General features: G+C 36.9%; 22 protein-coding genes and 1 pseudogene. 15 read left to right on the forward strand and 8 right to left on the reverse strand.

Features of this window, described 5'->3' with window-relative positions:
- The first annotated feature begins 59 nt into the window (after nt 1-59).
- From IE222_RS18215 to IE222_RS18230, 4 genes are all read left to right on the forward strand, one after another.
- Nucleotides 60-554 carry a hypothetical protein gene (locus IE222_RS18215; protein ID WP_191275288.1) on the forward strand — a complete coding sequence of 165 codons (495 nt, stop codon included), beginning with the start codon at nt 60-62 and terminating at the stop codon, nt 552-554.
- 344 nt (nt 555-898) lie between these two features.
- Nucleotides 899-1,867: a ring-cleaving dioxygenase gene (locus IE222_RS18220; protein WP_191275290.1), complete on the forward strand. Its 969-nt coding sequence runs from the start codon at nt 899-901 to the stop codon at nt 1,865-1,867.
- A gap of 26 nt (nt 1,868-1,893) precedes the next feature.
- The gene (locus tag IE222_RS18225; RefSeq protein WP_191275292.1) at nt 1,894-2,871 is read left to right on the forward strand and encodes a ring-cleaving dioxygenase; all 978 of its coding nucleotides are present in this window, start codon (nt 1,894-1,896) and stop codon (nt 2,869-2,871) included.
- A 503-nt stretch (nt 2,872-3,374) separates the two neighbouring features.
- The gene (locus IE222_RS18230) at nt 3,375-3,782 is read left to right on the forward strand and encodes a VOC family protein (protein ID WP_223282793.1); all 408 of its coding nucleotides are present in this window, start codon (nt 3,375-3,377) and stop codon (nt 3,780-3,782) included.
- A gap of 137 nt (nt 3,783-3,919) precedes the next feature.
- Here IE222_RS18230 and IE222_RS18235 read toward each other — a convergent pair whose 3' ends face one another.
- From IE222_RS18235 to IE222_RS18250, 4 genes are all read right to left on the reverse strand, one after another.
- Nucleotides 3,920-4,138: a helix-turn-helix domain-containing protein gene (locus tag IE222_RS18235; protein ID WP_191275297.1), complete on the reverse strand. Its 219-nt coding sequence runs from the start codon at nt 4,136-4,138 to the stop codon at nt 3,920-3,922.
- An 11-nt stretch (nt 4,139-4,149) separates the two neighbouring features.
- Nucleotides 4,150-4,632 (reverse strand): DUF2975 domain-containing protein, encoded by a 483-nt coding sequence (locus IE222_RS18240; RefSeq protein ID WP_191275299.1) that lies wholly within the window; start codon nt 4,630-4,632, stop codon nt 4,150-4,152.
- A gap of 227 nt (nt 4,633-4,859) precedes the next feature.
- Nucleotides 4,860-5,498 carry a hypothetical protein gene (locus IE222_RS18245; RefSeq protein ID WP_191275301.1) on the reverse strand — a complete coding sequence of 213 codons (639 nt, stop codon included), beginning with the start codon at nt 5,496-5,498 and terminating at the stop codon, nt 4,860-4,862.
- Entirely contained in the window at nt 5,488-6,012 is a 525-nt protein-coding gene (locus IE222_RS18250) for a sigma-70 family RNA polymerase sigma factor (RefSeq protein ID WP_191275303.1), read from the reverse strand. The genes IE222_RS18245 and IE222_RS18250 overlap by 11 nt, the downstream gene beginning before the upstream one ends.
- 92 nt (nt 6,013-6,104) lie before the next feature.
- On the opposite strand from IE222_RS18250, the pseudogene IE222_RS26965 reads away from it, so the two are divergent.
- Nucleotides 6,105-6,257 (forward strand): annotated as a pseudogene (locus tag IE222_RS26965) (GNAT family N-acetyltransferase); the annotation flags it as partial.
- Nucleotides 6,258-6,470: 213 nt separating this feature from the next.
- Nucleotides 6,471-6,605 (forward strand): hypothetical protein, encoded by a 135-nt coding sequence (locus IE222_RS26730; protein ID WP_275671474.1) that lies wholly within the window; start codon nt 6,471-6,473, stop codon nt 6,603-6,605.
- Nucleotides 6,606-6,735: 130 nt separating this feature from the next.
- On the opposite strand, the gene IE222_RS18255 is transcribed toward IE222_RS26730, so the two are convergent.
- Entirely contained in the window at nt 6,736-6,969 is a 234-nt protein-coding gene (locus IE222_RS18255; protein ID WP_191275308.1) for a glutaredoxin family protein, read from the reverse strand.
- A gap of 550 nt (nt 6,970-7,519) precedes the next feature.
- Between IE222_RS18255 and IE222_RS18265 the strand changes: the two genes are divergently transcribed.
- Together IE222_RS18265 and IE222_RS18270 are read left to right on the forward strand one after the other, a co-directional pair.
- On the forward strand, nt 7,520-8,470 hold the full coding sequence (locus IE222_RS18265) for a UCP032817 domain-containing protein (RefSeq protein ID WP_191275312.1): 951 nt from the start codon (nt 7,520-7,522) through the stop codon (nt 8,468-8,470).
- A 357-nt stretch (nt 8,471-8,827) separates the two neighbouring features.
- Nucleotides 8,828-9,523, forward strand: a complete 696-nt coding sequence (locus IE222_RS18270; RefSeq protein ID WP_191275314.1) for a CAP domain-containing protein — start codon at nt 8,828-8,830, stop codon at nt 9,521-9,523.
- 118 nt (nt 9,524-9,641) lie between these two features.
- On the opposite strand, the gene IE222_RS18275 is transcribed toward IE222_RS18270, so the two are convergent.
- Together IE222_RS18275 and hmpA are read right to left on the reverse strand one after the other, a co-directional pair.
- Nucleotides 9,642-11,852: a glycerophosphodiester phosphodiesterase family protein gene (locus IE222_RS18275; protein WP_191275316.1), complete on the reverse strand. Its 2,211-nt coding sequence runs from the start codon at nt 11,850-11,852 to the stop codon at nt 9,642-9,644.
- 546 nt (nt 11,853-12,398) lie between these two features.
- A complete protein-coding gene (hmpA, locus tag IE222_RS18280; protein WP_308435612.1) occupies nt 12,399-13,688 on the reverse strand; it encodes an NO-inducible flavohemoprotein in 1,290 nt (429 codons plus the stop codon).
- 496 nt (nt 13,689-14,184) lie between these two features.
- Here hmpA and IE222_RS18285 point away from each other — a divergent pair, with 496 nt between their 5' ends.
- Nucleotides 14,185-14,784: a YdhK family protein gene (locus IE222_RS18285; RefSeq protein WP_191275318.1), complete on the forward strand. Its 600-nt coding sequence runs from the start codon at nt 14,185-14,187 to the stop codon at nt 14,782-14,784.
- Nucleotides 14,785-14,926: 142 nt separating this feature from the next.
- Nucleotides 14,927-15,028: a plastocyanin/azurin family copper-binding protein gene (locus IE222_RS26475; RefSeq protein WP_223282797.1), complete on the forward strand. Its 102-nt coding sequence runs from the start codon at nt 14,927-14,929 to the stop codon at nt 15,026-15,028.
- Nucleotides 15,029-15,215: 187 nt separating this feature from the next.
- Here the strand turns inward: IE222_RS26475 and IE222_RS18295 are convergent, their stop codons facing one another.
- Entirely contained in the window at nt 15,216-16,478 is a 1,263-nt protein-coding gene (locus IE222_RS18295; protein ID WP_223282794.1) for a M20 metallopeptidase family protein, read from the reverse strand.
- 495 nt (nt 16,479-16,973) lie between these two features.
- Here IE222_RS18295 and IE222_RS18305 point away from each other — a divergent pair, with 495 nt between their 5' ends.
- From IE222_RS18305 to IE222_RS18325, 5 genes are all read left to right on the forward strand, one after another.
- A complete protein-coding gene (locus IE222_RS18305; protein ID WP_191275322.1) occupies nt 16,974-17,315 on the forward strand; it encodes an ArsR/SmtB family transcription factor in 342 nt (113 codons plus the stop codon).
- A gap of 14 nt (nt 17,316-17,329) precedes the next feature.
- Nucleotides 17,330-18,625: an arsenic transporter gene (locus IE222_RS18310; RefSeq protein WP_191275324.1), complete on the forward strand. Its 1,296-nt coding sequence runs from the start codon at nt 17,330-17,332 to the stop codon at nt 18,623-18,625.
- 14 nt (nt 18,626-18,639) lie between these two features.
- Nucleotides 18,640-19,059, forward strand: a complete 420-nt coding sequence (arsC, locus tag IE222_RS18315) for an arsenate reductase (thioredoxin) (protein ID WP_191275325.1) — start codon at nt 18,640-18,642, stop codon at nt 19,057-19,059.
- Nucleotides 19,060-19,647: 588 nt separating this feature from the next.
- Nucleotides 19,648-19,797 carry a hypothetical protein gene (locus IE222_RS18320; protein WP_191275326.1) on the forward strand — a complete coding sequence of 50 codons (150 nt, stop codon included), beginning with the start codon at nt 19,648-19,650 and terminating at the stop codon, nt 19,795-19,797.
- A 183-nt stretch (nt 19,798-19,980) separates the two neighbouring features.
- Nucleotides 19,981-20,964, forward strand: coding sequence for a hypothetical protein (locus tag IE222_RS18325; RefSeq protein WP_223282795.1), 984 nt, complete (start codon nt 19,981-19,983; stop codon nt 20,962-20,964).
- Nucleotides 20,965-21,360 lie beyond the last annotated feature (396 nt).

The following is a 21,360-nucleotide window of genomic DNA, read 5'->3' on the forward strand; positions in this document are numbered from 1 at the left end:
TACACTGTTGTATTTATGTTCCTTAAAAATAATTTATATAGGAAAGAGAGGTTTTTATAATGAACCTTTTAGAATCAAAGGTAATCCTAACCAAGTTAGAAAAGGAAATCTTTATTGACGACAGTTCAAACATTGAACTTAGTGGGTTTAAATCTCCAATTAAGAAATCTCCCTATTATGAAATTATGGTGGGCTTAGATTTAATACGAATACGAAATAATGAATTTTATGGAACGAAAAAAAGCTACTTTGGATTAAGAATTACAGAGGATTTACAATCTGTTGTCGTATATGAACCAGATCAACAAAGTATCTTTGCGGTTAAGAATGAACTGGAAAAGCAGGCTGCAATCGAACTTATTGATTATTTATTAATTCAATCTCCAACATTCAAGGAATTAGTAAGGAAAATAATCTATAATTATAAACAAGCAAATGAAGTTAGTGGTATTGAAGCTCAGGAATATAATGCAAAACTTTCAGTGTTAGAAGGATTGTTAAATGTTCGTAAGCTAGGTGTTAATTTTGCTATACAAAAGAAAAATATAGCTTAAGTACAGCTTGTTGATGTTTCTTCTGATTTACTCTAAATAAAATACTAAAAAATATTTTGGTAATTAAGTAGGAAATAGGTGCTTTTTTTTAAGTAATATCTCGAATTCGAGATAAATACATTAAAGGATTTACAACGGAAAATATTGTTTTTTTAGATTTTCGTTTGGTAATTAGAGAATCTCGAATTGAAGCTATATTTTCAAAATGAAAATACTTGACATGGCTTAGAAATTTACAAATGGACAAAATAAGGCCAATCTAATTAAATGGAGCAAACATCCTACCATTTTAGCCATGTTTTAGTGAAGAGAATATCTTCTTTTTTGAAAAAGGAGTGAAAAGAATGGAACTATTAGGGTTACATCATGTATCAATATTGACAGGAAAAGCGGAAAAAAATTATGAATTTTATACAAAAATTTTAGGAATGAGATTGGTAAAGAAAACGGTTAACCAAGATAACACAGAATCCTATCACCTTTTCTATGCTGATGCGGAAGGAACCCCAGGGACTGATGTGACGTTCTTTGACATTCCTCATCTTGGAAAAACATACAGTGGTACATCAGATATTTCTACTGTATCACTCAGGGTTAGAAACTCAGAATCATTATTATTTTGGAAAGAACGTTTTAAACAATACGGGGTTGAACAGGATGTTATCCAAAAAAGAGCAAATCGTGATACATTGGCTTTCAGAGATTTCGAGGGAACTCGTTTAATCCTGGCAGCCGATAACGGTGAAAAAGGTGTGAGAGCAGGGGTTCCATGGAAAAGGGATGACATTCCGCTGGAACATGCCATTATTGGTTTAGGTCCCGTAACCCTCACAGTTGCAATTGCAGAACCGACAGTCGGAGTATTAACAGAGGTTATGGGTTTTCGATTTGTTGGTTCTTATCCGTCACTTGAAGGGGATTATCCCGAAATATTGGTTTATGCAACTGGTGAAGGAGGCAATGGCGGGGAAGTTCATATTGAAACAAGGGCAGATTTGCCCAGAGTCCGCTTAGGTCGTGGAGGTGTTCACCATGTTGCCTTCCGTGTTCCGAATGAGAAAGAATATGAGCAATGGGCAGAGCGTTTAAAAGAGTATCGGTTACAGAATTCTGGGAAAGTGGAACGGTATTACTTCAAGGCATTATATTTCCGAGAACCCAATGGCATATTATTTGAATTATCAACGGATACACCAGGATTTGCGACAGATGAACCAATGGAAACAATGGGAGAGAAACTGGCACTTCCACCATTTTTGGAACCAAATCGAAAAGAGATCGAAGCAAAATTACGATCACTAATCTTAAATTAAATCTCATTTACTTGGAGGAATATATAATGAACCATTTAAAAGGAATACACCATGTAACAGCTATTACAAGTAGTGCAGAAAAGAACTATGAATTTTTTACTAATGTTTTAGGAATGCGTTTAGTTAAAAAAACGGTAAATCAAGATGATATTCAAACCTATCATTTATTTTTTGCAGATGATAAAGGCAGCGCAGGCACAGATATGACTTTCTTTGACTTCCCCGGCATTCCGAAAGGTGTACATGGTACAAACGAGATTTCAAAAACATCGTTCCGTGTGCCAAGTGATGCGGCATTAGATTATTGGGTTAATCGTTTTGAGCGTCTAGAAGTTAAACATACTGGAATCAAAGAACAATTTGGCAAGAAGACTCTCTCCTTCGTTGATTTTGATGATCAACAATATCAGTTGATTTCAGATGAATTCAATAAAGGGGTGAAATCCGGTACACCTTGGCAAAAGGGTCCAATTCCATTAGAATATGCAATTACTGGTTTAGGACCTGTTTTTGTTCGAATTGCAAATTTTGATTACTTTAAAGAAATGATGGAAAAAGTTCTATTATTTAAAGAGACTGATCAAGAAGGGTTATTCCATTTATTTGAAGTAGGTGAAGGTGGAAATGGTGCCTCAGTCATAGCAGAATATAACGCGATTCTTCCTGAAGCCCGACAAGGTTTTGGTACGGTACACCATGCGGCATTCCGAGTAGAGGATCGCTCAGTATTAGAGGAATGGATTGAGCGTATGAGCAGCTTTGGATTTCAAACATCCGGTTATGTAAATCGTCACTTTTTTGAGTCATTGTACGCAAGGGTTGCACCACAAATCTTATTTGAGTTTGCTACCGATGGTCCTGGTTTTATGGGAGATGAATCATATGAAACGCTTGGGGAAAAGCTATCATTACCTCCATTCCTAGAGCCTAAACGTGCAGAAATAGAAAAATTAGTTCGGCCAATTGATACAGTGAGAAGTACAAAGGAATTTATCAAAGAATAAAACGAAAATCAGCAGAAAAAGGATGAAAGTAAATTTTGACTTAAAAAAGACGATGTTTCCTACGCTAAGGAATCATCGTCTTTATTAGTGTAAAAAGATAATAAGATTTTTTATCTTGATGATTGAACGATAGGAAAGGAAAAGAAGAAAACGAAAGAGGATACAAGGATGTTGATTTTCTGGGGGAGTATTTCTATCTAAACATATTCCAATTTAAACTCATTTTTTGTAATATCTATTGTTTCGAACTATAACTCTCTTGAAAATGCGAAAAATGCAGTGTTGAAAATAAAAGACTCCTAACATTGAACAAGACTTTTTAGCAATAAACTGGGCTGTTTCCTGTAAATAAAACATAATGTGCTTAATTGTGAATGAAAAGGTATTGTTTGTTGAATTCGGAACAGGTGTTTGTATATAATGATATAAGGAGCTATACTTCAATCTGTCAAAAGCATTTTAGCTCTAATTAGTTAAACTATTTATTTGAAAAAGGAGATTGGATGATGATTAAACCTTATCTAATGTTTAACAGAGAATGTGAAGAGGCATTTAAATTATACCAACAGGCTTTTGATGGAGAATTACTTGCAATGCAAAAATATGGTGATATGCCTCCTAATCCAGAGTTTCCTGTAAGCGAAAGTGATAAAGATCTTGTGTTACACGCACAATTAAAGTTAACAGACAATGGATACATTATGGGTTCTGATGGAAGTCGTGACTTTAATGAAGGACAAAAAGTGTCCATCAGTATCGAGCTAAATGCGGAGGAGCCTGCTATTAAAGCTTGGAACATTCTTAAAGAGGGGGGAAATGTTCAAATGGATCTTCAACCAACCTTCTTCTCCAAACTTCACGGTTCTGTAAAGGATAAATTTGGAGTTACCTGGATGTTTACTGTGATGTAGAAATCAAAATCCGTCTTCATGTCGTTTATTTCATTTTTGTAGAAAGAGCGAAAGGGTTCTACGGATTTTCCAATGAGCTATAGTACAATACCCCGTCTTCTAAGGAAGACGGGGTACATCATATTGATTCACAGAGCTTATTTAACATCTTCGTCACTTTTGTATTCTAAAATATCTCCTGGCTGACATTCTAAAGCCTTACAAATTGCCTCTAATGTTGAAAGTCTTATGGCTTTTGCCTTACCATTTTTCAGTATAGAAAGGTTAGCCATTGTTATTCCAACTCGCTCCGAAAGTTCTGTTACGCTCATTTTCCTTTTCGCTAACATTACATCAATATTGATAATAATCGCCATTGTTTTTCACCTCAGACCGTTAAGTCATTTTCTGATTTGATATCAATTGCTTCTTGTAAAAGCTTTTGAAGAACGGCCGCAAAAACCGCGATCACCATCGAAGCAAAAGGGACAACCAATCCAACAAAAATGACTCCTGGGGCATCATCATTCTCTGCAAAGAGATAGAATAGCGGCAAGGTTAGCACATGTAAAATACTGATGGTGATAGCACAGTATTTGATTTTCTCTAAAGCTTTTACAGAAATTTCCGAGAAAGCTTCATTTTTGTCAATATAGCGTAAAAGTTTAAAAGCCTGATACAAAGCATAGTAAAAAGGTATTGCCGATGCATAAAAAACGGCGTAAACGAGATATTTTATATAAGCGAAATTTGGAAGCAATTTTACTGTAACGTTCGCTAGCTCAGGTACCAAAAAGATGCACAAAGCAAGAACTGGGATTCCAATAAGAATAACAGCTATTTTTAAAAACAACGTCGAAACTTTTTTCATAAAAAGCACCTCACTTATAATTGTTCGTATCTTGATTTTAATATGTTATTTATCGAATATCAATAAAATTTTATTAAAACTTAATGTATTTTTATCAAATCTAATTAATTAAAAATGGAAAACGAGAAATGACACTTTGTTTATCATTCTAAGTAGCACCCATATTACCACGAAATTAAACAATGAATTAACCAGAAAAACGCTTGGGATTCCAAGCGTTTTTTCCATTACTTTAATTTAAAAGGTATTTCTTCATCATATGCTTTTTTGTATTTTTCAATAAGTTCTTTCTTTTCTTCGTCACTATTAAAAGGAATGTCCCCGCCAACAGGTATTACAGTGTGCCAATTTTCTTCTTTTAAGTACCTTGTGGCAAATAGATACGTATGTCCTTCTACAAGAAGTTTATCATTTTCCATCAGAAACAAATATTCTCCATCGTACCCACCCTGTTGATTAACTTTAATCGTACCTTTCAACTCTCCCTTGATACTATCGAGCACTTCAACATTGAATTGTGTTTCTGGATAATCATTTAGTGATTTTGAACCAACTTTTTTTATAACCTTTCCTAAAAATACATTATCTGAAAAACCTACAACTTCTCTTGGGTCGTCTATATCAATAACAGTATTTGTTTCCATTGTTCTAATAATAGGATTTTCTGGCGGATTATTTGAAAAGTAATTGGGACCAAAAATACTTAATGTAAGTGAAGCTGCTATTACTGCTCCTATAATATAAGACCATCTCCGCTTTGGTTTTCCCATCTCATATTTTGCTTTTGAAACACCCATTTTGCTTCTTTCATTTAGTTCTTTTGGTATTTCAATTCTATACATTTCCTGTTTAATCCTATTGTTCATATAAACCATCTCCTTTCAAATCTTTACGTAGCTTGTCTATAGCTCTGTATAAAATTGTCTTTGCCGTACCCAAAGGTATCTCAAGAGTTTCTGATACTTCTTTAATTGTCAAACCTTCATAAAATCTTAAAATGATTACGCTTTTCTCATCTTCGTTTAATCGTTCGATTAGGTCTCGAACTGTCATTTCTAAATCAATATCTTCATTGATATCTCTAGATATGAATTCCTCAAATTCTGTCCTCATTTGAATTACGTTTTTCTGCTTACGAAGCAAATCAATGGCACAACTAATTGCAATTCTTATTAACCAAGTTTTAAAGTATTTAGGTTCTTTCAGATTTTTAATTGATTTGAATGATCGATATGCAGTCTCTTGAACAACATCAAGAGCATCACTTTGGTTTTTTACATATATAAATGCTGTTCGAAAAATATCTTGTTCATATTTCTGGAATAATGTTAAAAACGCTTTGTCATTTCCGTTTTGAGCTTTCTTTATTAAATTCAACAACCGAGCCACCTCCTAATTCCTTTCAACTATTAGACGGACAATAAATTCATTTGGCTTTATTTTTTAATGTAAAATCACCCTGTCATTAAACTAATAATAAGAAAATCTGGGTAGGCGTATGGGGAAAAAAATGAAAATGCAATTGCTTTTTATCAGAAAATGGGTTTGTTCAAGCTGGAGCCCATTCTTTTTATATGGGTAATGAAGAACAAGTTTACTTTCTCATGACCATAACACTTATCTAACATTTTATGGAAGGAGAAATCTTATGTATAAATTATTTATATCGAAAAAGAGCATCCATTTTGATGGTCTTTTGTTTCTGATTGGTTGTTGGAATAAAGCACTGTGAAATATTTTGAATTTTATAAATATATTGACGTAGTCGTCTTTCTGTTATATAGTAAAAATAAATTAAATATATTGTTATACAACAGAAGGGGCTGGTGTTAATGGAAATGTATAAAAGAGCATATCAATATTATCGAGCAGCTTGTCAAAGATACGATATGGACTCGCTGAATTTTTATCAATTTTTAAAGGATTTAACAAAAGAACAGCTGGATGAATACTTGAAGCAAGCAATTTTTTAGAAGGAAGTGTGAAGGTGGAAATTTTACCAGAGGTCCAAAAGTAACCCTGCCCTTTAAGAGAAAAGGCAGGGTTTATTTTTATGAAAATTCTGGTCGCAATAGGACATGGAACACGTTACCTTTTTGCATACTATTTTTTTACATATTGCATCAGCGTCTCAGGGTCAAAGCCAAGGACCCAGTGGCCATTTACCTTTGTCTGTGGCACGCCCATCTGTCCGGTTTCCTGAACAAGCTTTTGGGCGGCGGCAGGATCTGTCTGCACATTAACTTCTTTGTAGTTTAATCCTTGAGCCTCAAGGAATTGTTTCATCATAGTGCAGTAAGGTCAAGTATTGGTTGAATAAACCGTAATATCATTCATTTCCGATGCCTCCTAATTTAATTTATACCATTATAGCTATTATATATCCCCGAAAATGTAGTCAATTAAACAAGCCTGTTTTTGCAAAAAGAAGAATTAACGGGACGCTACATTGTTTGTAAGATTTTAAACTATAATCCATGTTAGCCTGATAAGTTTTGGAAGAGCGGTAGGTGTGTTGGTTGTAGTGCAGTTTAAATGTTATTTCGCAATTTATGCCTTATCCGACAGTTGGGGATCGCTTGGCGGCAGTTGAATTCCTATCCGACAAATGGAACACGCTATGCGACAATTAAACTGTCTTATCCGACAGTTGTGGATCGCTTGGCGACAGTTGAATTCCTATCCGACAATTGGGACACGCTATCCGACAATTAAACCGCCAATTATGTAACATAAAATTACCGTAAGGCCAATTAGAAAAAGGGATTACCATTTTTTTACTGAAGGTTTGGTCCGATTCTCCTTTTCTATAAAAAATACAATGATGATATGGTACAATTTTACAAAAGGTATTTGAAAATGTAGTTTGTAAAAGGGGGAAGCGGAAATGACTGGAGTTGTCATTTTTCTAATAGGAATAGGGATTATAGCTGCCATTGTTTCATCTGCAAAGAAACGTAAGAAATTATTAAAGGAGAATATCCCGGGTAATCTGGGTGTAATCGAACATGTTCCGTTACAGCCTTTGCTTGAAAAATTAGATAAATCATTGGACGTTGAATATATCCATCAAGTAAAGCGGCGATTTCTAAAAGACCATCCTAATCGGAGCGAGGATGAGTTTGAATGGCTGTTGTTTGAACTAAAGCGCTATTTCGTGATGGCTAACATCCTGAAGAAGGCTCCAATGTTTAGTGAGGATGTCGATGAAATCTGGCATGAGATGATTCTTTTCACCAAGGAATACCAAGGGTTTTCGGAGAAGTTTTTAGGGAAAATGCTTCACCATATTCCAAACACTAGTCCAGAGCCGGCTCCGCAGGAACGTGCATTCTTTGATTGGGTCTTTTCCCAGATGTTTGAGATCACACAATTTAGCTGGAAAACATGGGGGAGCTTTTTCAAACATCCAATGGCCGGAACGGTGTTAAAGGATTTTAGAAATCATACTGAAGATGAATTGATAGAAAAGTATTTTCAGGCGAATGAGGATAACAGAGAACTGCTGGAATATTTGGCAGGCCGAATGAAACAGCAATTAGTCGTGTCCGAAAAAATCTATCAGGCCAATCCAAAGGGTTCGTTTTCGAAGCAGCGGACCTATGGTGATATGACCGCGTTGTCGCTGATGATGGTGTTCTTCTCGTATTATTATTTTGGTCAATATTGGGATTATGCGAAAGTATATGCATTTGCTGAAATAACAAAATATACGAGCGGCTGCTCCAACGCTTCCTTTTGCGGATCTAGTTCGTCGGATGACAGTGGGGACAACGGCGGTGGCGGGGATAGCAGCTGTTCTTCTTGCTCTAGCTGCGGCGGAGGATGCTCGTCATAGTTTTGGAAATAACCTTGGATTAGCCAGAGCTTTGTTTACCTGATCATCCGTTGGTACACGCATCTTTTTAAAACATGTGTAAGCTTTGATATCTTTCAGAAATATTTGTTAAAAAAGACCGCCTTTTCTAAAGCTGTCAATATCAATTTCTATATCAGTTTTTGGAAAAATAGTAGAATTGTGTATGTAGAAGTCGCTTTGAAATTAAAGGTAATCCTTTATTTATAAGAGTTTTAGGGTGCCAAGTAAATAGAACACTCTTAATCTAACAATTCCTTCCTGAAATATGACAAAAATTGTGTGTTAAGATGAAACTGCATTTTTCAATAACTTGCTTTTCAGGGGAGGATGTTAGAAATGGCAAAGAAGAAAGTAATGTTAACTGTTGCAGCGGCAGCAGCAGTCATGATGGCAAGTCCTGCTATTAACAAAGCAGAAGCTGCAACCACGGCTAATAAAGTATATGTCTATCAATATTCGAATTTGGATGAGTTTAATAGCTTTCTTGAACAATTATATACACGCTATGGTCTGACGGTTCCGAAGATGCCGATCGGTGAGCAGGGGACGTCGCAAACGGACCAGCCTGCTAAGGAAGAAACAGCCCAGTTATCACAACAGCCACAGACTCCTGCGGCACCACAAGAACCTGCAAAAACACAAACAACTACCAGCTTAAGCGCATATGAGCAAAAGGTAGTTGATCTTACCAATCAAGAGCGTGCGAAAAACGGGCTGCCTAGCCTTAAGATAGATGGGGAGTTAAGTAAGATGGCACATGAGAAATCTCGTGATATGTCTGCCAATGGCTATTTTGACCATACCAGTCCGACATATGGTTCACCATTTGATATGATGAAGCAATATGGAATCAGCTATCGTTATGCAGGTGAAAATATTGCTATGGGACAAAGAACTCCAGAGGAAGTTGTCAAGGCATGGATGAATAGTGAAGGGCACCGTAAGAACATTCTTAGCCCTAATTTCACACACATTGGTGTTGGTTACGTTTCGCAAGGAAACTACTGGACGCAGGAGTTTATTGGTAGATAGAATTGAAAAATAAAGAGTCTTATAAATAAGCAGTTAGGTTGATTTTTTTCCAATCAGAAAAGAACCGGGCAGTTCAGTTTGCCCGGTTTTTTTTATAGAATTAAGCACACTTCTGTAGTTAATCTTCGAGCTCGAAGGAATGACTAAAATGAACCTTGCCGTTTTCATCCTGAATTTCAACCGTAGCTTGTTGTTTTGCAGGGTCAACACGGAAGACGCCAAAGTTGAAAAATTTTCCTTCTGCATATAATTTCTCAGGGCCAAAGGTTGGGTCCAGAGTTCCTGGATTTATATTTACAGCTCCAATTGGACCGCTAATTAGTTCGTTATAATCCGTTTTTCCATCCTGATTGGCATCATACTTGATAACCTCGGCAAAATGAACATCAGTCGTAACAAAGAATACATTTTTGATTTCTTTTTCGATGATAAAATCAGAGATTTTCTTGAACTCATTCTCGTATCCAGTTGGATCTTTTGGATTTATATTATCTGCATTTGCCCATCCGTCTCTAGCCATCGCCTTTCCGGTTGGAATTGAGATGGGGACAGAAGTCGCGATTAGCTTCACTTTTGCATCTGATTCAAGAAGCTGCTGTTTCAGCCAATTTAGCTGTTCATCACCAAGCATGGTTTTGTCTGGCCCGTCTGCCTGAGTGTTTGGAGAGCGGTAGCCGCGGTTGTTCAGGATAATCATATCCATTGTATTCCCCCAAGAATACTTCTGATACAGCTTGTCTGCGTCGCTGCGCTCACTTGAAATTGGCCAGTAATTTTTAAAGGCACTTAGTCCAGTTGGAGTCAGCGGTTGGGAAGGGCCTGAAAAGTCATTGATTACTTCATGATCATCCCAAATCGCAAAGGTGCCTGTTTTTTGCAGGAGACTGCGCAATCCTTTGTCGGTCCTGTTTTCTTTATATTTCGCCCAGAAATCCTCTACCTTTTGGGAGGGAGGATTCGGCACAGCTGGTGTGGCGTTATCAGCATAAATCGTGTCCCCGCTAAACAGGAAGAAGTCCGGATTTAACGCTGCCATCGTTTCAAACGATTTAAATGGTGGAATCTCTCCCTGGCCGCCTGTGTCTCCGCCCCAAACCATCGTCAATGGCTTTAAGCTGTTTTCCTCGGGTGCCGTTTTGAATGTGCCGTTTACGGTATAGTTGCTGGAAACTGCATGAGCCCGGTAATAATAAGTGGTATCCGGCTTTAACCCGTTAACATTTACTTTTACAGTAAAATCATTTGCTTGATCCGAGGGGCTCGTTTTGACGATTTTATTATGTTTAAAAGTGCTATCTGTTGAGATTTCAAATTGTACTGTTGCCTGTTTATTTGTCCGTGTCCATAAAATCGCTGAAGAACTTGTTACATCTCCGCTCGCAACCCCATGAGAAATAAACGGTTTGTCCAAAAGATTCTCAAATTGATCCGGATAGTTTGTAAATTGTCCATCTACACCAAGGGAGGTCAGCGATACCATATCATCCCGAGAATTGACGGTCCATGGGTGAACGAGAAGCTTGTTTTGGTGAGCAGCTTGCATCAGCTTCGGAAGCACCAGTTCTTTACTTGGACCAACACCAGAAGCATAATCAGTGATTCGCTTCATTTCCTGGTACACATCTTTTCCTGCCATCATTTTTCCGGTATAAAGCTGAATCAGTTTAACATTAGGTGCAAGATTATGTAGTTTACGAAGGCTTTCCTCACTGAATGATTCGAGGAACAGTTTTTCATCATTCAGGACATTGGTTTTTTTCAAGATTTCAATTACTTTCTCTTCCATTCCCGGATAAACGTTTGGTGCTTTTGTTTCCATATAAAGACCGGCTTTTCCGTTTCCATGCTGTTTGACGAAATTAATTGCTTCCTCGAGGGTTGGAACTTTCTCTCCTATGTATGCTGTTTTAGCCTGATTGGGATAAGCTTTATTAAACCATGAACCGGCATCAAGACGCTTGATTTCGTCGAGGGTAAAATCCTTTACCCTCCATGGAGCGCGATCCGGATAAAGTTCCTTGGCGTTGGTTGTTCGGGCCAGTGTTTCATCATGCATGGCAATCAATTGTCCATCTTTAGTCATTTGTAAATCGAATTCCACATAATCAGCCTTCATCGTGATGGCTTGCTTATAGGCTGCAAGTGTATGTTCGGGGCCGTATGCCGAAGCACCGCGGTGGGCAATAACGGCTACATCAGAGGTAAGCGGACGTAATGTTGACTGTCCATTGTCGGTTATTTCTATCGGTTTAGCCAAAACGGCATAAGGAGCGGCAACCGCTGCTGACAGGGATAAACAAGCAAGACCAGCAATCAAACTTTTTTTCATCTTCTTTTCATCTCCCATATGATTAGTATATTTCTAAACTAAAAATATAAGAGAATTGTTGAGCAGCTATTAATAGAATATGAAGACACTGTAAAACGAATAAAAACAGTTCTTTTGTCGTAGTAAACGAACGTAGATACCCTTTACATCTAAACCATTTGAAATAGGTATTACGGACTTATTAAATAAACGATATTTTAAAAAAATGGATAAATTAGGTGGAAGTATGAACAGAGAAGGGTCAAAGAAAAGCGAACAGGTTGAAAATTAAGAGCGCCGTGCAAATAGAAGTTCATATTTGAAAAAACGTAACAAATATAGCAGGTAATATACAGAATAAATATGATATTCTGCATCATTTATCCTAGAAGGCGGACAAAATGCTCTGGAAGGTTTAAAAGTATTTGAAGAGGATTTTCAAAAAGGGGAAAAGGATTTGGAAAGAAGAAGTAATCTACTGTTAGTCAAAAAAGTTAACAGTTCGATACTTCTTCTTTGAATAAGATTCATCCGGAAGTTGGATTCTCGGGCAGTGATAGGTCCTTCTTATTCGTCCAAATCTCCAAAGGATCCGAAAAATTCGTAGTGGATCCGTTCTTTTGGGATTTCCCATTGGTTTAGGGCTCGATTTACGGCTTTCATAAACGGTGTTGGACCACAGAAGTAAAAATCATTGTCTTTAGAAGGGAGTGCTTCTTTAAGGACATCGAGTGTAATGTACCCTTCCTTATCATATAATTTAGATTCTATGTCTTCTTCTGTTGGCTTTTCATAAATGATATAAGGCTTCAAATTTTTATGATTGGCAGCTAGGTCATTGACATGTTTTTTAAAGGCATGATATTTGCTGCTAACCGCTGCATGAATCCAGTAGATTTCCTTTTGTGGTTCTTCTTCAATTACCGTATTTAACATGCTCATTAACGGGGTTAAGCCAACGCCGCCGCTAATTAGCACCAGAGGAAGTTTGCTATCTCGGTCTAAATAAAAGTCGCCTGCCGGAGCGGAAACTGGGATGATATCTCCTTCATTGATGTGGTTATGCAAATAGGTAGAAACAATCCCAGGAGGCAGCCCTTCCTGCCTTGGATCTTCACGTCGAACACTGATGCGGAAATAATCCAGACCTGGTCGGTCGGATAAGCTATATTGGCGAAGAGCTGTGTATTCTTGGTCTGGGATTTCCATTTTGACCGTAATATATTGTCCTGGCGTAAACTCGGCCAGTTTTGTGCCATCCTTTGGTTTTAAATAAAACGATGTAATCACGTCGCTTTCCGGAATTTTCCGGTCGACGACGAAATCCTTAAACCCAGCCCATCCTCCAGGCTGTGCCTCCGTTGTTTTGTACATCTCATTTTCCATGCGGATAAAGACGTCGGAAATCACTTCATAGGCATCGGCCCAGGCATCCATAATATCATCGGTGGCCGCATCTCCTAATACTTCCTTAATGGCACCTAATAAATTTTCGCCGACAATCGGATAGTGCTCCGGCTTGATCTGTAAGCTTCGATGCTTTTCACCTATCCGCTCTAAAACGGGCATGATTTGGGACATATCTTCAATATTAGCAGCAGCACCGTAAACAGCGTCTGCCAAGGCCTTTGGCTGGTGACCGGTTATTTGATGTGTCATATTAAAAATATTTTTTAATTCGGGATGGTTGGCAAACATTCGTTTATAAAACCGTTTGGTAATTGCTTCACCGTGCTCTTTGACCACCGGCAATGTGGCTTTAACAATTTCCAATTTCTTTGGGTCTAACTGTTTTACTATTTTGACGACGTCTCTCCAAGACTCCTTCTCTGATAACTGCTTTCCAGAAATACTCAAACAATTTCCCTCCTTCTTACATTGAAAGTTTGCACTTGATGATTTTTCTTATGTATGGGAATACTTGGGGAAGTATTTTAAAAAAATGGTTAATTTCCGTTTAAATATGGTGTGGTTTTAAGCAAAAATATGCTCCGAAATAGTCACTAGCTGCTTGAATATTAACATAAAGAGAAAGTGTTCCTTTTTGGATGCCATATGCTTTATTTTTTAAACCCTGATTGAAAAAAGACCATTTTCAAGTTTCAACTACATTTATAGTGGTAATCATATTGCGTTAGACTTCGTGGATACTTTGATATTACGAAATGAATAAACTATCAATGATTATATTATCCATATAATTTGTTTTGAAACTTTTAATTATATTTCATGTGGTAAATAAATTTATACAAGGTCAAAATCAAGACAAAAGCCCTATATTATCTGCATAAAATCTCCACAATTTATTGATAATCTATTTTAGACTATAAAAATGTTAGAAAGGGTGTTAATAGTGAAAAATAAAAAGGCATTTTTAGGAATAGCTTCATTATTGTTGGTATTCTTTTTAGCTGCTTGTGGAGGTAATCATGAGACATCTCCAAAGGATACTTCGGAAACAAAATCTAACACGCATGATAAATCTGATTCTATGGAAGAAATGGATCATTCAGAAATGGATCACTCTGGTTCAGGAGAGGTTCCAGAAGGTCTAGCAAAGGCAGAAAATCCTACCTATCCTGTTGAAAGTAAAGTGATTATTCATGCTGAACATATGCCGGGAATGGAAGGTGCTGAAGCAACTGTTTCTGGAGCTTTTGATACTACTGTCTATTCAGTAACCTACACCCCAACAACTGGCGGGAATCCAGTGAAAAATCACAAATGGGTGGTTCATGAAGAAATTGAAAATGCTAGTGACAAACCATATAAACAGGGTGATGAGGTTGTTTTAAATGCAGAACATATGAAAGGAATGAAAGGCGCAAAGGCAACAATTGATACGGCTGAACCAACCACCGTTTATATGGTGGATTACACCGATACAAAAACTGGTGAGAAGATAACAAATCATATGTGGGTAACAGAAAGTGAACTATCACCTGTAAAATAATATTTAAAGAGATTGGTAACATGCCGATCTCTTTTCATTTTTAAATTATGTAATTCATTCTATTTTTGGCTGTACTTTATTTTGCTCAAAATTCACCATCCATTTACATGGATTACCGAATAGCCAAAGTGAATTTAAATTTATTCCACTTGAATCTGGGATTTATGAATTTTATTGCACCATACCCGGCCATAAGGAGGCAGGTATGAAAGGGATTATGAAGGTAGTCAGCACCCAGGGATAAATAAATTTTGACCAGAAATTGTAATGGACATAATAAACCATGCTACTGTTAGGCTGTGGGGGCAAACATAAAAATAATAAAAATTAAAGAATGTGCCGGAATTTCAGCACATTCTTTTACTTTGGCTATTCGGGCGGCATTGGAAAACGAATGCATTTATTATGCTGGCTATTCCGCAAGTGCAGGTTTATTTATGCTGCGCCTTTAACCATTCCATCGCCACATTGGCATGTAAGGCAGCACCGTATTTGAAAATAGCTTCATTTTGATGCATGCGCGGGTTATGCACCGGCGGTTCTCCTTCTTTCCCTGTACCTAGAACCACAAATGCGGAAGGAACGGCCTGAGAGATATGGGAGAAATCTTCTGAACCAGACAATGCTCCAAGATCTACGACATTCTCTTTACCCATTACGGAATCTAATGCAGGCATAATTTCATCGATAAACGCAGGATCATTAGCAGTAGTAGGTGTATGGAAATCAACGATGTTGTACTCGCCGCGCCAAGCTTTGACAATATGGTCAATCATTTCTGGAATCCGTTTACACAAGTGATCTCTTGATTCCTGGTCATAGCTGCGCATATTTCCTTGCAGAACTGATTTATCAGGAATAATATTGGTTACTGTGCCACCGCTCATAGCACCGATTGAAAAGGTCACATTTTTCGTTGGGTCCACTTCGCGAGTATATAATAAATTTAGGCTTGTATATAACTGGTTCATAATCATATTGGCATCAATGGTTTTATGTGGCTGGGAACTATGGCCGCCGTTACCTTGAATTTCAACAATATACGTATCCATCGCCTGAGAGATAGTTCCTTTGTGAACAGACAGGGTTCCTGCTTCTTGGTCTGGCATAATATGAATCGCAAACGCAGCATCTACCTTTGGGTTTTGCAGTAGTCCGTCATCAATCATTAGCTTGGAGCCATAGCCCCATTCTTCACCAGGCTGAAACATTAATTTAACAGTTCCTTGGAGCATATCTTCATGATCCTTTAACATTTGCGCTGCGCCTAATAGCATGGCTGTATGTGAGTCGTGACCGCAGGCATGCATTTTACCTGGATTCTTCGATTTAAATTCGGATTCGACTTCTTCTTCGATCGGCAGGGCATCCATATCGGCACGAAGAAGGATACAAGGCTCTCCTTTACCAATGGTCGCTACGACACCTGTACAATTTTTTTGTACGCCAAATCCTGCTTTGGCATATTTCTTGGTAATTTCTTCAGGCACGATGCCGCATGGCTTATTGTCAATCCCCATTTCATTCAAGCGCTGCTGAATATATTTTTGCGTGTTTGGCAGGTCAAAGCCGAGTTCCGGATATTGGTGTAAATATCGGCGGTCCTTTATGATTTGTTCTTCATACTTCTTTGATTCCTCAAAAAAATTAACCATATTTGTTGTAGTAGTCATGATATTAGTTCTTCCTCTCATATGGAAATCCCCCGCCTAAAAAGCTGGTCTTTATTTTTATTAAATTTCGACAATTTGCCTGCTATCATTGTAATTTGGATAAGTAATTTTAACAATATTTATTTTATATAGCAGCATGCTGAATAAATAGCCTTCCGCCAATTGAACTGCGTTATCCGCTATTAAAGAAACATATGCACTAATTGGTAGGCGGTATCCGCTAATTAAAAAAGCATATGCGCTAATTGGGGCGTTATCCGCTAATTAAAGAAGCATATGCGCTAATTGGTAGGAGCTATCTGCTAATTAAAGAAGCATATGCGCTAATTGGTAGGAGCTATCCGCTAATTAAAGAAGCATATGCGCCAATTGGTAGGCAGTATCCGCTAATTAAAGAAGCATATCAGCTAATTGGGGAGGAGCTATCCGCTAATTGAAGATGCTAAATTTGCTCCTTTTATATAAGTAGTTTATTATATAAGGGGTTACTTATATGTTGATATAGGAGGTGTAATAATGGAGCATGAATCAATGGAGGAAACAGCAAAAATTTTAAAGCTTTTGGGTGATAAAACAAGGCTTTCCATGATCGGTTTACTGTTAAAGAAGGAATGCTGTGTATGTGAATTTGTTGAGCTCTTTAAGATGTCCCAGCCGGCAATCAGTCAGCATTTACGGAAACTAAAAGATGCTGAATTGGTGAATGAGCAAAGAAGGGGACAATGGATCTTCTATTCATTAAATCCCGAAAATGCTTATTTCCCTTTGGTTCAGGATGTAATAAAGCATATTCCAGATCAACAAGAGAAATTTGTCCTGTTGGAACAACAAGGGCTGAGAATAACGTGTAATTCATAGGGGAGTTGAGTTTTTTGTTAGAAACTGTTTTAGCGGTTGCTATCTTTTTGGTGACACTTGTTCTTGTCATATGGCAGCCTAGAAATTTATCGATTGGCTGGTCAGCATGCGGCGGGGCAATCGTAGCACTTTTAGCTGGTGTTGTAAATCTCCATGACGTGTGGACAGTAACCGGAATCGTGTGGAACGCCACTTTTGTGTTTATTGCTATTATTATTATTTCGTTAATTCTAGATGAAATTGGTTTCTTTGAATGGGCAGCCTTACATATGGCTAGGGCAGCCAAGGGGAACGGGGTAAGAATGTTTGTCTATGTCTCGATATTAGGTGCGATTGTGTCGGCATTTTTTGCAAATGACGGGGCGGCGCTCATCCTAACCCCTATCGTTCTGGCAATGGTACGTGCGTTGAAATTTGATGAAAAAATGGTTTTTCCGTTTATTATCGCTAGTGGTTTCATTGCTGATACCACATCCTTGCCCTTAGTAGTGAGCAACCTGGTCAATATTGTCTCTGCAGACTTTTTCCATATTGGCTTTAGTGAATATGCTTCGAGAATGATTGTTCCAAACCTTTTCTCTCTAGCAGCCAGTATTTTAGTGCTCTATCTGTATTTCAATAAAAGAATCCCAAGACAATATGACCTAAACCATTTAAAAAAACCTGTTGAGGCCATTCGTGATGAAAAAATGTTTCGTCTGTCCTGGCTTGTGCTTGCCGTCTTATTAATAGGGTATTTCGCCAGCAAGCTATTAAATGTACCGGTCTCTGTTATTGCCGGCATCATTGCGATATTTTTCATATTAATGGCTAGAAAAAGTCCGGCAGTGAACACAAAGCAAGTCATTAAAGGGGCTCCTTGGGCGATAGTTTTTTTCTCCATTGGAATGTATGTAGTCGTATATGGACTACGTAATGCGGGGATTACAACTCTGCTTGCTGATGTTATCCAATTGGGTGTCGATCAAGGATTGTTCGCTGGAACCATGATCATGGGTTTCCTTGCCGCTATATTATCTTCCATTATGAATAACATGCCTACAGTCATGATCGATGCTTTAGCAATATCCGAAACATCAGCAACAGGAGTCATGAAAGAAGCACTTATCTACGCCAATGTTATTGGCTCCGATTTAGGTCCAAAGATTACCCCAATAGGGTCGCTTGCCACCTTATTATGGCTGCATGTCCTTTCGCAAAAAGGTGTAAATATATCTTGGGGCACCTATTTTAAAACGGGAATCGTGATTACCATCCCGGTTCTATTCATTACTCTATTAGGATTATTCCTGCGGTTACTATTTGTTTAAAGGGGCGAAACGAAATGGCTAAAAAAACAATCTACTTTTTATGTACAGGCAATTCCTGCCGCAGCCAAATGGCGGAAGGATGGGCGAAAAAATATCTAGGTGACGAGTGGGAGGTTCGAAGTGCCGGTATTGAAGCGCATGGACTTAACCCAAATGCTGTCAAAGCGATGAATGAAGCAGGAATTGATATCTCAAATCAAACGTCAGATATTATTGACCCTGAAATTCTAAACAACGCTGAATTAGTAATAACATTATGCGGCGATGCAGCAGATAAGTGTCCTGTTACTCCATCTCAAGTAAAACGGGAGCATTGGGGATTTGATGATCCAGCCAAAGCTCAAGGGACAGACGAAGAAAAATGGGCGTTCTTCCAGCGTGTCCGTGATGAAATCGGTGAACGAATCAAACGTTTTGCCGATACGGGAGAATAAACTAGGACCATCCCTCGGAATTGATTTAAAATAAATTGGTATCATAAACAACAGGAGGAAATGAACATGAGAATCACTGATGCTGCTCGTGATGAGCTGAAAAAGATGTTCAAAGAAGAGAATGCTAACAACATTCGAATCTTTTTTGATGGCTTTGGCTGAGGACAGCCAAGAATTGGACTGGCTCTGGATGAGCCGGAGGAAGATGATATTATCGTCACTTTAAATGATATTAAGGTAGCAATTGACCCAATCATTGAACCAAATACAGAAGACCTCATACTTGAAAGCGGGGGAAATGGTAAAGGGATTTTGATGATTGGTGAAACAGGAAGATGCTGCTAAGTATAAAGGGGACTCAATTAACTTTAAGCCGTTCTCTTTTGGAGTACCCGCATAGGAAATCGCATATATAAAAACAAGTATAAAAGCAGTGGATTTCGCAAGTGAAATCACACTGCTTTTTGGCATTGTTAAAGGGGTTTTATGGTAAAATTGATAATAAAGCTTATTGTACTAACGGGGCAGATTAGTTTTACAGGAATAGTTTGTTACAATATAGAAAAACAGTGACAGAGGTGTTCAGTGTTGAACGAAAAGCAACGATTATTTTTTAAAAAAGACATAAAGGATAAAAATGTTGATTTATCGGTTTGGTCATTAGAAATCAATGCCAAAATACAAAGTACAGAACACTTAAAGAAGGATTATATGTCACTCCAAAAGAAGCCAAAATAGTGTAGAGGATAGAGAAGCATTTAGAAAAGTACAAAACGATATTGTACAGAAATAAGAAGGTATAGTTTCATTGGAGGGATTGATATTAGTAACCAATATACAAAATTATTGACCGCTTATTTTGATTTACTTTCTTTAAAACGGTTCATGTTGAGATGTAATAAACTTGAAGATTTTAACGCTGTGATAATATATACCTCTTTTAGAGATGTATGTTTAGTAATTTATGAAATAAATAAAAATATATTAGGCACTGTTGAAGAATTACCTTTCGCTATAAGAGAGTTTCGGAATAAAATTAAGCTATTTGAAAAAGGAGGAAATCAAAAAGTATACCATCAAATTATTCAACAACACTTAGTAGATTATAAAGATTATACAGATAATATAGGATTTTATCTAAATGATAACGGTCAAGCTATAGGCAGCACTATTTATCCTGAATATTTATTAAGAAGATTACAGTATTTAAAGGAGCCAACAGAAGAAGATAAACCAGAAATTTTTAATTTTGCCAGAGAAGTAGGTAGTGAATTACAAAGGATTATTAATATTTTTGAGAGAGAAATTCCGTCGCTTTTGCAGCCTAACGTTAATGAATCGAAATTTATTGAAGTACAAAAATCTAGAGTTACTTATAAAGATGTTAATCACTCCAAATTATTTAATGGGGATGAATCATCAAATGTTTTTAAATATAGATTAATTTTAATCTTACAAGAAGCTTTTGCTATTCAATGGATTCATGAGATTTATAACATAAATATAATTAATAGAGATACCATTGATGAATATTTTTTATTTCGTTTTACTATTAATCGTTTCGATAGCATTGTAGATTCACTAATAAATTTACAAAAGTTTTCTACTGTGCAATTTGACGAATTAAATATTAGTTCGGCAGGGAAGTTAAATAAGTTACTTGAAGATTATATGGTTAATGATTTTGAAGCAGTTGCAGAGCTTAGAAATACATTACATTATGATGATGTGAAAAACTTCTATGATTATTTTGTTGAGATTGATAGTTTAGATGGATTAAATGCACTTTTGACAATTAATAATAAAATATATCAATACATTGATGACTTCTTGGAGATAAGTAGTATTTCTTCTACACCATTAATTGAACTAATTATAAAATCACTATTCTCTAATGGATTATAAGGAATATGTGATTTTAAACAACTTTATTATTTGTATGATATCTATAAAATAACTATTATGTATAACTTTTCAACAATTTCAATAACCTTCGTCTGTTAAATCAGAAGAAGGTTATTGTGTTTCTAAGACCAAAATTAAACAACTTTATTATCTCTACACAGATATTATTGAAACTGTAATAACAGAAATAATGGAATTGATTGATGGATATGGTTCGTTGAAATTTGCAGTTGATTTAATAGACGAGGAAACAAAGCAGTCATTAAGGGAGAAAATTGAACTACACGACAGTTTTATGAATTATATATATGAAAATGAAGGTTATATATAATAAATCAAATAACTTGTTTACAACGGATTAATGAGTATGTGAAATATTGTACTTAAACAAACGGG

It is taken from the genome of Neobacillus kokaensis (genome assembly GCF_014656545.1).
GTDB classification, from domain to species: domain Bacteria; phylum Bacillota; class Bacilli; order Bacillales; family Cytobacillaceae; genus Neobacillus; species Neobacillus kokaensis.